Source organism: Legionella nautarum, from assembly GCF_001467895.1.
Taxonomy (GTDB): Bacteria; Pseudomonadota; Gammaproteobacteria; order Legionellales; family Legionellaceae; genus Tatlockia; species Tatlockia nautarum.
The window spans coordinates 595607-607873 of the sequence record NZ_LNYO01000024.1 but is presented as its reverse complement, the minus strand read 5'-3'; the positions used below and the strand labels follow the sequence as shown (position 1 = coordinate 607873).

The following is a 12267-nucleotide window of genomic DNA, read 5'->3' as shown; positions in this document are numbered from 1 at the left end:
ATAGAAAATTATTTCCGGCTTTTAAATTAAAGTCACTAATCTAGTAAATTAATAACAGGGATAAGTATGAAATTAAAATATCTAGTAGTCACATTAGGAATCTGTTTATCTCAGGGTGTTTTTTCGCAAACTCAAGGAAGCACTCAAAAACTACCTTTATTTACCCCTTTTAACTATGCAGAGTCTGCACCGGATGGTTATATTATCAAGGGTAAAATTTGCAATCATGCCTCTGGTATTGGTGATACAGGTTGTAGTGACGTCACTTTTGTCATTGATCCTCCTAATAATAGAATGTTAATGGATTTAGGTGAAGGCGGGGGGCAATATTATATCCTCAATGATGCGTCCTATATTGCTAACACTATCCCTGGCCAATGTCTTAAAGTAGCTAATTTCACTTGGGCAAATCAGGTAGCCGGTTACCTCAACGCCTTATCAATGCCCGGCTCTGGCACTAGAAAAGCAAGATATTTTGGGCGGGTAGATGATGTAGGTGGTTGCTTTGATAAAGTTGGGGTGGAAATGTTCACAAAACTTAAAAAGGGAAATCACGTTTTAACTCAGTTTAATTTTGCCCAGCAGTTTCCTTTCCCAGGAATTGGCTGTTCCATGGTTACGGGAAACATCAGTTTTGATCTGAAAACTCTTGATTTCACATCCCCAAGAGATCCCTATTTTGTCATGCCCTCAGGCTGCAACAGTACTGCAGCAGACTATTGCAGTACGTCATATCCACCAGGAAACCCATGCGGTCAAGGTCTATAAGCATTTTTTAAATGCGTTCAAATATCCTTTTCTAGTTCGTGTTATTCCCGCGGTTAAAACCGCGGGGTTTATTTTGTATTATTTTAACAGTATTCAACTATTCTGATTCAAATACTTGTTTATCGGCCAACGGTTTTGCATGCCTTTTATAGAACTAAATCTGAAAAAATGGGCAGTTATACTAAATATAATCAATTCAGAATAAATGCTTCCTTCAAGGATTGGAGACAAGCTAAGATGTTATCTCAGCTCATTGATTACAAACCTAATATGCAACGTATACTGGCCTTTATAATTCTTTCTAGCCTTAGCTTGATTGCTAATGCCCTGCCTCAAGGTTTTGTCTACTTAAGCGACCTTGCCCCAAGCATTATCCAAGACCTGCGTTATACCACTGGCAACAATTTTATTGGTCATCCTATCCCGGGTTACAAAGCCAGTCGCTGTATTCTTACTGTGGCAGCAGCCACTCAATTAGCCAAGATACAAAAAGCAGCAAATAAAATGGGATATAGCCTCAAAGTTTATGACTGCTATCGGCCGCAAAGAGCAGTCAATGCGTTTTATCAATGGAGCCAAAATCCATATGACAATCGTATGAAAGCCTTTTTCTATCCACGCGAAGATAAAAAAAACTTATTTGCAAAAGGCTATATTGCAGAACATTCAGGCCATACCAGAGGGAGCACGGTTGATCTAACTTTAGTGAAAATCGGCGCAACCTATCGGCACTCTAAATCAATTACTAGCCTTTGTTTTGGCAAAACACCTCATTATCGCAACGATGACTCAATCGATACGGGTACACGGTTTGATTGCATGGATGTCAGTGCCAATGTTTTTTATCCTGATTTAAGTCAACAGCAAAAAGCAAATCGTCTATTGCTGCGTCATTTAATGCTGGCCAATGGTTTTAAACCTTATCCTCAGGAATGGTGGCATTTCACACTGCGGAATGAACCTTATCCTAAAACTTATTTTGATTTTCCAGTAAGCTAAGTGATACGTCATTCTTCTTTCACCGGTCATCCTCTCACAGTCGGCGTCCTCTGATCACGCATGTCGATCCTTGATTCCTAGCCAAAGGTGGCCTACTTTTATTTTGGGAGACCAATATGAAGCTGCCTTTGCTATTCAAAGTTTATCGCCGCACTTTAGCCCTTACCAGCTATGTCCTGCCTAGCTATATAGGTGTTTTGCATGCGAAGCGTTTTATGACTCCAACTCGGCATCAACGACCCGAATGGGAAGAAAAGATTATCGCCGGAAGTGAAGCAAAAATGTTCAATGCCCAGATCAAATCTTGGCACTGGGGAACTTCTGGACCAACAATCTTGTTGGTCCATGGCTGGGATGGTCGTGGAAGCCAGCTTGGGTTTTTTGTAGCACCATTGGTTGCTGCTGGTTTTAAGGTCATTGCAATTGATGGACCGTCTCACGGCGACTCTCCTGGAAATAGAACTAATTTGCGGGAATTTGCAGAGAAAATGCTGGCAATTCAGCACGAATTGGGCGAATTATATGGTGTAATCGCCCATTCCTTTGGCTGTGCAGCCACTGCTTTGGCAACAGATTACGGGCTTATTACTCAAAAAATTGTTCTCATTTCTTCTCCTTGCGATTTACAAGATATCTTTGATCGCTTCAGCAGCTTTATGCAGCTTTCACCCAAATCAAAATATTATTTTCAAAATTTTGTGGAAACAGAAGCTCGACTCATTGTCAAAGAGACAAAGATGCATGAAATGATTGCCCGCATACCGCACCCTGTCATGGTCATTCATGATCAAGATGATCCGGAAATACCTTATAGCGATGCGCTAAAATTAACTAAAAATCTAGCTCATGTGGATTTAATTACCACCAAAGGCTTGGGACATCGGCGTATTTTAAAAGCTAAGCAGGTAGTCGATAACGTGATTCATTTCATGGGAGAGTACTAATGTGGTTAACTTTTGCCATTATTGCCGCTATTTTATGGGGATTTAATTACGCTTTGGCAGAAAAAATACTCTATAGCATTTCTCCGATAACTTTACTGGCTTTAGAAATGTTATGCGGTGCCATTTTGTTTACCATCATTTCTTATTTCACTACCATGAAAAAAGATTTTGAGCTCATCGTTAGTCAACCTAATGTCCGTTGGTTAATCTTGGCCGAAATTGTTGTGGTTTTACTAGCTAGTTTTTTTATCGTGGCATCCATCCGCCTTAAAAATGCCACCGTGGCCGGTATTCTCGAATTGGTTTATCCCTTATTTACCATTCTATTTACCTGGTTTTTATTTCATGAAACGCATGTCAATCTTCCGGTCATCATTGGCGGTATTTTAATTTTTATTGGTGTCGTTATCATCAGTCTTGCTTAAAATAAGTCTTGTGGGCATCCGTTATGGATAAAAACACCCGTTCGAGCTGAGGAAGCATTTACGCCGTCTTGAAGCTTGATCTTCGAAGGCTTCGAGACGATGCTAACGCATCTCCTCAGCCCAAACGGAGGTATCCCCACGACATTGAATAGACTGTTTAGCTCATTGAGCGTTTTGTTTATACCGTTCGCACTGAGGAAGCGCGCAGCGCTGTCTCGAAGTGTCGCAAAAAACCCTCCTTCGAGAGCTTCAGGACATGCCTTCGAGAACCTCAGGACAAGCCCTTTCGAGAGCTTCAGGACAGGCTTCGAGACACCCGCCATGCGTGATCCTCAGCCCGAACGGAATAAAATGAATACAAATTCCTTAAATCCTCATTTCGTGGGGATACCTCAGCCCGAACTGATTGGTAGATCTAAAATTCATTCCTAACTGAATCCATTCCTACTTGATATTATTTGGACTCAGGTGACAGCCTCACGAATAATCCATATTCGTTGGGCTGGGCCAAGCGAGTCTACAGACTGAGTCCACAGTAACAACGGCTTATCTCCGGCTGCAGCCGGCATTGATTGAGCAAATAGTGCAACGGCAAAGGCATATCGTTTTCTCAATGCTTGCAGCGCATTCAATACTCGAGCTGCATCAGTTTGATTATCTTTCAATACAAGCTCATTTCCGCGGTAAATGACAGTCACCGCCTGCCCTTTGATTGCCTGTTTAACGACTGTTTCTAACCGCCGCCAGCGAGCTTGTCGACCACGTTGGAGTTCGGCCTGGGTTGGGTTTTGTTGGAATTTGATACGTTTATTCGAAGAAAATACTCGTGATAAAATATTATTCCCCGGTTTTTGTTGTAAAAAATAAGCACATAAAGCATCGATTAACGAACGGTAACGACCAGAAATAGAAGGACTTGTCCCAGGCCGGTTATTAATAAATATGGCAAAAGCTAAAGTGTGGGCATTGGCAGTATACAAATAGCCTGAGAGACTCACAACGCCAGTCATTGTCCCTGTTTTAGCACGAACCAGATCTTGCTGATTCGGTTTTTTAAATCGTCGTTGCAGTGTCCCATCTCGTCCAGAAACAGGTAAGGCTGCAATGTATTCATAGGACAGTGGGAAGCGCTCGTATAAAAAGCGTAATAAGCTGACCGTCTGATTTGGGGTTAGCAAATCATAGCGCGATAAACCTGAGCCATCCGTTAATACCGCATTACCTAGTTCAATGCCGGTTTGTTGCTGAATGAATTTCTTGACAATGAACTGCGCATCGCCCCAATCGACCGGCGATCCATTTAATTTTTCTGCAGCGTGTAAAAACAAAGAGTCTGCGTACAAATTGTCGGAAGGTTTCAGGGTATCAGCCATTAGTTGCGAAATAGGTTTAGAAGTTTCGGTTGCAATTAATAACGAGCCTGAAGGTGCTTTACCTAGCATCACCTCACCCTCAAAAGCGATATTAGCTTCACTCAGTTGCCGTTTAACTAGACCTTGTGCATAGCTGAGAGGATTGCGAATTGCCATCTTCTGCATGACAGCCCATTGGCCGACTCCAACACAACCGCGAACCGTTAAATGGTTATCCTTATCCATTGAAAAATCGACACCACAATGCGCTGAACTGGCTTTGGTTTTTACCTGATTGTTGATACTAATACTGCCGCTGGCATCATCCGTTTCGATGACAGCCGGTTCCCCGGGTTTATCCGCGGGATTAACCGTGACCATTAGACGATTGGTATCAATGATTAAAGGAGCAGCAGGTGCGCCATAGCTATACACTAAATCCGTTGCCATCCAACCAGGAGGATAAGGATTAGCTACAGCATGGCTGCTATCAATATAGACATTACCTTGAATGTGATTAATGTGCCAAGCTTTCAAGCCTGCAATCAGCGTAGCAAGGCGTTCATGACTAAAGGAAGGATCCCCCGATAAATGAAGATACAAAGAGCCTTTCAAAGCACCCTGCTGCAACTGGGTCGCATTCGTACTTAGCTGATTTCTAAAACGATAATCAGGACCCAAGACCATTAACGCAGCAGCATCTGAAAAGAGCTTCATATTAGAAGCGGGAATAAAGGTGCGTGATCGATTACGGCTAAAAAGCGTTGCACCAGTAGTTACATCAACAACCTCTATACCGATATTCATTGTTGGATCGATTGCATCGATTAACCGATCGGCACCACTTTGAATGCTAGCATTTGCGGAGACCGATAAAAAAGCACACGCTAATCCCGACAACATCCTTTTCATCGATTTGGGTTCCTTAGTTTAAAAGTATTAATAAAAGCACCCAAGCGACTTGGGAAAAATGCTTAATCATAACGCAAGCCCATCCTCTCCAAAAGCCCTGCCAGGGTATCATTATCGAAAAATTTTAGTTGTAACCAACCGCCTTCGCCGTGGTCATTGATAATTTGGACAGGCGCTCCGATTTGTTCAGCTAGCTTTATTTGTAATCGCTCGATATCTCGATCTTTTCTGGCATTTGCTTTAAGAGGTTCATTTGTTTTTAGTTCCTTTACTTTTTTTTCGAGCTGCCTGACAGACCACTCATTTTGCTCTGTCTGTTCTGCTAATGAGATTTGCTGAGCTGGAGGCAATCCCACCAACACACGCGCATGCCCAAGTGAGAGTTGTTCGTTTCTTAATCGCTGCTGCAGAGGTTCGCAAAGTGTCAATAAACGTAAAATATTAGCGATATGGCTACGTGATTTACCGACTAAACTAGCTATTTCTTCTTGGTGAAAATGAAATTCATCAAGAAGACGGCGATAGCCTGTCGCTTCTTCGATTAGGTTTAAATTTTGGCGTTGAATATTTTCAATCAAAGTAACTGCTGCAGCCTGCTCATCGCTGTAGTTTCCAATGAGACAAGGTAACTCAGCTAAACCGACAAGCATTGCAGCCCGCCAACGCCGTTCGCCAGCAATGATTTCATAGCGCTCCTTAGCAAGCTCTCTAACGACCAAAGGTTCAATAAGCCCTTGCGTAGCAATCGATTGCGCCAATTCTTGCAATGCGTTCGCTTCAAAATTAACTCTGGGTTGGTAGCGGCCAGATTGTAGCCATTCGATGGGAATCGATTTAAATTCTGTTTTCATAAAAAGAAAGAAAGCAACGATGAACTATTGTTTCATAAGCCGCTCTGACTAAGCAAATAAAAGCGGTGTTGGAGTTAAGCTGTTGGTGCTGTAGAATTTTGCAGGTCAGGTTGATCCATTTCTCGTGTTTTAGCATCTTGGGCAAAAAGACCGAATACGGATTTACCGATTCCTTGCGGCATTTGCCGTTGTACTTCAGCGTCTAATAACCGGTTGCGTTCCATCAAAGCTTTCGCTTCAGATTTTATATAACTGTCTCCTGAAGCTAAAATTTTAACGATATATTGTGCCGCTTTCTGCAAACCAGATACTTTGCCATTTTCAGCATAGTCCCGGCTTAAAGCTAACATTGCGTTGGTAAACCCTTGTTTCGCAGAAGCCTGCATCCAGCTTAAGTAGGAATCAGAATTTTTTGGGAAGAGCTGAGCTAATTGATATTGAGCCATTTTATCGCCCTTAGCAGCCAACATTTTTACTTGCTTCATTAGTGCTAAGGTTTCAGCCTTCGTATAATAATTATCAGGATTTTCAGTGATTGCTTTAGCTAAATTAGCTAATTCGCTCATCAATAAAGTCGGGGCCATTGGAATATACTGCTTAAAAAAATACTTAATCTAGAATTACAAATTACATGAATAAAATTAAGACAAGATTAAACGCAGTTGGGTTTACAGTATTTTTACGCTTTATCGTACAGAGACCAACCGAGATGAAATAGCATATGTGAAATGATGGCAGCCAATAAACCATATTGCCAAAAAAGCCAACCAAAGAGAATTCCTTGCCAAAAGTTTAATAACAGGGTGATATAAATGAAACGTCGGCTAGGCTGACAACCTGCAGCTAAATAAGCCGGTAATTGTCCAAATGCGAAGAATAATCCACTTAGCAAGATAGCACCCCAAATGAGCATCGGAGTGCTGCGACCCAAAAATAAAATTGAAAAAAAGGCGAGGACATTCATCAATCCCCATCGCGCAAGCACTTCCTCAACCACACCCCCATATAGGATACAGCCGTCAGGGCGCAATACGGAACGAATTTTTCTCATTATTCTCAAGGTTTGCTCATCGAGAATAGAGCCAACGATTGCATAATATAAAACCAAAAAAACGACTAATCCGCCGAGAGTATAGAGAAAAACAGGGAGGATTATATTTTGTATTGCATTCAATGCCGGTTGCCCAAGCAATAAAGCTTCTAAAATGGGAGCATTAAGCCCGGTACGTAAAGATAAAACTGTGCCAGCAAAACTCATCAACAACACCATGATTAAGGTCTGAGCCACTGCAAGTCGACTAATACGAGCTCTTAGCTCTTCGCTATTATCGGACAATAACAGATGAATAAGACGCGGGATGGCGATAAAAGTCCCTGGTAAGGAGAGACAAAATAGTAAGATTATCAGTGGCCAGTTAATTTGCATTTATTGAAGAATCCTTTTTTCCGAAGCGTAGGGCCAAGGCACAATGGCACTGCCTTAATGATAAAAACTCCTTCCGCCTACCTCCCGCGACTTATTCGACGTTGTTGGCTGAACGCCATCCCCGGCTGAACTCCATCCCTACGTCCCACGACTTGTTCGTGGAATCCAGGGATCTGAATTTGAAAAAAGACCGAGAGCAGCATCTGGGAATGCCCAACCTACACTAAATCACAACTTCCGCAGCACACTATAAAAAAATCCGTCCCCATTGGTTTCACTAGGCAATATTTGCCAACCATGGCCTGTCGCTTGCCCCCAAGGTTTATTGTCCATGGCAAATTGGCAATCTGCTTGGTCTGCAACAAAGCGGGCGATCTGTTGCTCATTTTCTTGTTTCATTACGGAACAAGTTGCATAGACTAGTAAGCCCTTAGGTGCTAATAACTGCCATAGAGCTTGCAATAATTGGAGTTGTAATTCAACCACCTTAGAAATCTCGGCTTCAGTGCGTAATATTCTTATATCTGGATGACGCCTGATAACACCTGTTGCCGAACAAGGTGCATCGAGAAGAATACGATCAAACGCTTTGCCATCCCACCAGCTATATGGTTGCAGGGCATCGCCTTGCAAGATCTTCGCTTTTAAATTTAGCCGTGATAAATTTTCCGCAACTCGTTGTAAGCGTTTTTCATCCACATCCAAAGCCACAGATTCAGCCAATTGAGGCTCTGCTTCTAAAATATGACAAGTTTTGCCGCCCGGTGCGCAGCAAGCATCAAGCACGCGCAGACCCGGTCGTAATTCTAGGAGGGATACGGCTAGTTGGGCGGACTCATCTTGTACCGAAACCGCGCCCGCAGCAAAACCAGGTAAATCGCGCACATCACAAGGAACTTCCAGCGTTATCCCCACATCAGAATAAAGATGGGGCTTCGCTTGGATATTAAGTTCTTCTAATTGCTGTAGATACTGCTTTCTTGAAGTCTGACGCTGATTAACTCGCAAACTCATGGGTGGATGGCTATCATTCGCTTTCAATATGTTTTGCCAATGATGTGGCCAATCCACTTGTAATCGCTTAATAAGCCAGGCAGGGTGGCCATAAATAAAATCTTCATTCACTTCTAAGCCAGATAAAAATATAGCCTGTTCGCGGCAAAATGCTCTGAGCACCGCATTCACTAGCCCCTTTGCCCAACTCTTTTTTAATTGCTCAAGCAAAGCGACAGTTTCTTTTACGACAGCATAATCAGGCTTTTTCATGTAATGTAGCTGATACAAGCCAATGAGAATAACAAGCCAAACATCCTGTGCCTTTGGTCGTTTATTCATTAAGCAATCCGCTAGGGCTTGTAAACGATAATAATGACGACAAACACCGAAACAGATTTCCTTTGACAGCGGCGATAAATCCTCTTCGGAATGCATCAGCTGCGATAAAGGAATTTGATCTTGAACTAATTTTAATAAAATACTTAGTGCCTTTAAACGCTCATTTTTTTTCATTGTAAAACCAAATTAAGCCGAAGTTGTGAGCGACCAGCATTTAACCAGTCTGCAATCGTCATTACTCTTGAACCAGAAAATTGAATTGTTTCAACCATAATTGCCTGTTTAGCTGTTGCGACTAACATGCCCTTTTTATCAAGAGAGAGGATGGTTCCCGGTGTCGCATTGCTGTTGAGATCGACGATATGAGCACGGTGAATGCGCAACAACTCTTTGTCAGCTTGCGTGTAGGCAATAGGCCAGGGATTAAAAGCTCGAATTTGTCGATCAATTTCAACCGCTGTTTTTTGCCAATTAATGGAAGCATCTTCTTTTTTGATTTTGGGTGCGTAAGTCGCCAGATTATTATCTTGGGCCTGTGGTTTTGCTGTTCCAGCCGCTAGGGCATCGATTGTTTCAAGCAAGGGCACCACAGCTAGCTCAGCTAACTTATCGTGCAAAGAACCTGCGGTATCATGATCCGTGATGGGACAGCTTACTTCGGTCAATTTGTCGCCAGTATCCATACCAATATCCATTTGCATGATCGTAACACCTGTTTCCCGATCCCCATTGAATATAGCTTGTTGGATAGGCGCTGCCCCTCGCCAACGTGGCAGTAAAGAAGCATGAACATTTATACAACCCAAACGAGGCAAAGATAAAATCGGTTGGGGCAAAATAAGGCCATAAGCAATCACCACCAATAAATCCGGTTTCAATGCAGCCAGTTCGGCAACAGCTTCCTCGGTCTTAAAGTTGAGTGGTTGATAAACTGGGACTTGATGGTTTATTGCCCAACTCTTAACGGCAGAAGCTTGTAGCTTTCTACCGCGGCCAGCTGGTCTATCCGGTTGAGTGTATACGGCGAGCAATTCATAGGTTGAGGCTGCCAAAGCATCAAGACATGGCAGAGTGAACTCCGGTGTACCCGCGAAGACTATGCGCAACTGACTCATGGCCTCCGTAAATGTTGGCGCTTAAATTTGTCAAGTTTTCGACGAGCGATTGCACGCTTCAACGGAGACAACAAATCAACAAACAACTTACCGTTTAGATGATCGATTTCATGTTGGAAACACTCCCCCAACACACCATCGCCACTCATTTCATACTCTTTCCCAAAGCGATCTAAAGCACGAATAGTTACTTTATTTGCACGGATCACTTTGTCATAAGCGCCGGGTACGGATAAGCAGCCTTCCTCATATTCAGTCTCACCCTCCCGGGCAATAATTTCAGGATTGATCAACACGAGTTGATTTTTTTTATCACCCTCAATATCAATCACGGAAAGGCGTAAACTAATGCCGATTTGCGGTGCCGCTAGCCCAACTCCCCTTGCGTGATACATGGTTTCAAACATATCATCAATCAAAGTTTGTAGTTCGTCATTAAAATGTTCTACTGGTTTTGCAACTAGTCGTAACCTTTCATCAGGCAAATAAATAATTTTACGAAGTGCCATAAATTCCTATTTTATTGCGAATAATACATGCTATTATCGCCAATACCTCGCAAAGCTGCAAGATGTCGATATTTAGGTCAATGAAAATTGACTTTCATCTTGCATCTATGGATGCATTTATGGATAACAAATACTATTTTCTTGCTCTTAATCGAATCAAGCAAATCGGCCCAAGAACGATCTTAAAGCTTTTGGCACATTGGCCTCAACTTGAGGAAATGTTTCAATTAAACACTAAACAATTGCAACAAGCCGGTCTTTCTGAGCAGTTTGCCGAATCAATTACCCAATTCAATCTTGCTGACATCGAGGAAGACTTAGCCTGGCAAGAATCCGACAACCACCATTTACTGAGCTGGGATGACCCCGAATACCCCTCTCTACTAAAAGAAATATATGACCCACCACCTATTTTATATCTACGTGGCGAATTGTCTTGCTTACAGCAAGCAACTATTGCCATCGTGGGGAGTCGCAAACCTTCCATAACAGGTATGGAAACCGCCTGGCATCTAGCCTTTGAGCTAGCCTCAACAGAACTGACTATTGTAAGCGGTTTAGCCCTAGGGGTAGATGCACAAGCCCATAAAGGTTGTCTAGAAGCAAAGGGGCGAACTATTGCCGTTTTAGGGACAGGAATCGATTCTATTTATCCACGCCAGCATCTTCATTTAGCCCATAAAATTTGCGAAAAAGGCTTGCTAATTAGCGAATTCCCCTTGCAAGCCATACCCAATGCTGGACATTTCCCCCGTAGAAATCGTATAATAAGTGGTTTATCGTTGGCCACATTGGTTGTTGAAGCAGCAATTCAAAGTGGCTCTTTGATTACAGCGCGACTCGCATTGGAGCAAAATCGCGACGTTTTCGCGGTACCAGGCTCGATTCACAATCCGCAAGCCCGTGGATGTCATCATCTACTACAGCAAGGAGCCAAATTAGTCACGTCAAGTCAAGAGGTGCTCGAAGAACTAGGATTAAATCTGACAATAAAGCAAACTAATGCGACACAATCCCTTGCCAGAGATAACAAAAACCTAGTAAAGTGCATTGGCTTTGAAATAACAACAGTAGATCAAATTGTTAAGCGGAGTGGTTTAAGTGTTGAAGAGGTAGCTTGTGGCTTGGCTACATTAGAAATCGAGGGCACAATTAAAGCAGTCCCCGGCGGTTACATGAGGTGTTCATATGAAAGATAGCTTGTTTGAAATGTTAATGCATTTTTTTGAAAAAAGTTTATCTCAATTAAAAGAAAATGGTAAAGCGAATGCTCAAAATGACCAGGAAGACCCTGATCTTTTTGATGCCTCTACACTTGAAAGTCGAACTCTTATCCTTAAATCCGCACAGCAGACCGCTATGCGCGTATTCACTGATGATGAAAAACAAAAATTCACCAAAGCGAGTTACCAATTTTTAACACGCTTAATGCTTTGGGGTATTTTGGCACCTGAAACCTTAGAATTAATTATTAATCAGTTGCTTTTCTCAGAATCGCGTTTTGTTACTTTGCAAGAAACAAAATGGACTATTCGTAATACACTTGCTGAAAATCTAGATGCTGCTCAACTTGCTTTTCTTGATCTTGTGCTATACCAAAAAGAAGATAAGTTACCACTGCATTGATAGCA

Annotated in this window: 13 protein-coding genes; 6 read left to right on the top strand and 7 right to left on the bottom strand. The window is 42.4% G+C overall.

What is annotated here, in order from left to right; genetic code table 11:
* Nucleotides 1–66: 66 nt before the first annotated feature.
* The 4 genes from Lnau_RS14415 (at nt 67) to Lnau_RS14400 (ending at nt 3136) form a co-directional block, all read left to right on the top strand.
* Entirely contained in the window at nt 67–768 is a 702-nt protein-coding gene (locus Lnau_RS14415; protein WP_058505824.1) for a hypothetical protein, read from the top strand.
* A gap of 237 nt (nt 769–1005) precedes the next feature.
* Complete coding sequence (locus Lnau_RS14410; protein ID WP_238585984.1) at nt 1006–1767, top strand: M15 family metallopeptidase; 762 nt, start codon at nt 1006–1008, stop codon at nt 1765–1767.
* Between the two features lie 116 nt (nt 1768–1883).
* Nucleotides 1884–2711, top strand: a complete 828-nt coding sequence (locus Lnau_RS14405) for an alpha/beta fold hydrolase (RefSeq protein ID WP_058505823.1) — start codon at nt 1884–1886, stop codon at nt 2709–2711.
* A complete protein-coding gene (locus Lnau_RS14400; protein ID WP_058505822.1) occupies nt 2711–3136 on the top strand; it encodes a DMT family transporter in 426 nt (141 codons plus the stop codon). Before Lnau_RS14405 ends, Lnau_RS14400 begins: the two co-directional genes overlap by 1 nt.
* A 464-nt stretch (nt 3137–3600) precedes the next feature.
* On the opposite strand, the gene dacB is transcribed toward Lnau_RS14400, so the two are convergent.
* The 7 genes from dacB to def form a co-directional block, all read right to left on the bottom strand.
* A complete protein-coding gene (gene dacB, locus Lnau_RS14390; RefSeq protein WP_058505820.1) occupies nt 3601–5400 on the bottom strand; it encodes a D-alanyl-D-alanine carboxypeptidase/D-alanyl-D-alanine endopeptidase in 1800 nt (599 codons plus the stop codon).
* Nucleotides 5401–5462: 62 nt separating this feature from the next.
* Entirely contained in the window at nt 5463–6251 is a 789-nt protein-coding gene (locus tag Lnau_RS14385) for a ParB/RepB/Spo0J family partition protein (RefSeq protein ID WP_058505819.1), read from the bottom strand.
* A 74-nt stretch (nt 6252–6325) separates the two neighbouring features.
* Nucleotides 6326–6835 (bottom strand): hypothetical protein, encoded by a 510-nt coding sequence (locus Lnau_RS14380; RefSeq protein WP_058505818.1) that lies wholly within the window; start codon nt 6833–6835, stop codon nt 6326–6328.
* Nucleotides 6836–6930: 95 nt separating this feature from the next.
* Nucleotides 6931–7677 (bottom strand): CPBP family glutamic-type intramembrane protease, encoded by a 747-nt coding sequence (locus tag Lnau_RS14375; protein ID WP_058505817.1) that lies wholly within the window; start codon nt 7675–7677, stop codon nt 6931–6933.
* Nucleotides 7678–7905: 228 nt separating this feature from the next.
* Entirely contained in the window at nt 7906–9186 is a 1281-nt protein-coding gene (gene rsmB / locus Lnau_RS14370) for a 16S rRNA (cytosine(967)-C(5))-methyltransferase RsmB (RefSeq protein ID WP_058505816.1), read from the bottom strand.
* Nucleotides 9183–10127 (bottom strand): methionyl-tRNA formyltransferase, encoded by a 945-nt coding sequence (gene fmt / locus Lnau_RS14365; RefSeq protein ID WP_058505815.1) that lies wholly within the window; start codon nt 10125–10127, stop codon nt 9183–9185. Before fmt ends, rsmB begins: the two co-directional genes overlap by 4 nt.
* Nucleotides 10124–10636, bottom strand: a complete 513-nt coding sequence (gene def, locus Lnau_RS14360) for a peptide deformylase (protein ID WP_058505814.1) — start codon at nt 10634–10636, stop codon at nt 10124–10126. Before def ends, fmt begins: the two co-directional genes overlap by 4 nt.
* Nucleotides 10637–10755: 119 nt before the next feature.
* Here def and dprA point away from each other — a divergent pair, with 119 nt between their 5' ends.
* Together dprA and Lnau_RS14350 are read left to right on the top strand one after the other, a co-directional pair.
* A complete protein-coding gene (gene dprA, locus Lnau_RS14355) occupies nt 10756–11835 on the top strand; it encodes a DNA-processing protein DprA (RefSeq protein ID WP_058505813.1) in 1080 nt (359 codons plus the stop codon).
* Nucleotides 11825–12262 carry a DUF494 family protein gene (locus Lnau_RS14350; protein ID WP_058505812.1) on the top strand — a complete coding sequence of 146 codons (438 nt, stop codon included), beginning with the start codon at nt 11825–11827 and terminating at the stop codon, nt 12260–12262. The genes dprA and Lnau_RS14350 overlap by 11 nt, the downstream gene beginning before the upstream one ends.
* The last annotated feature ends 5 nt before the right edge of the window (nt 12263–12267 follow it).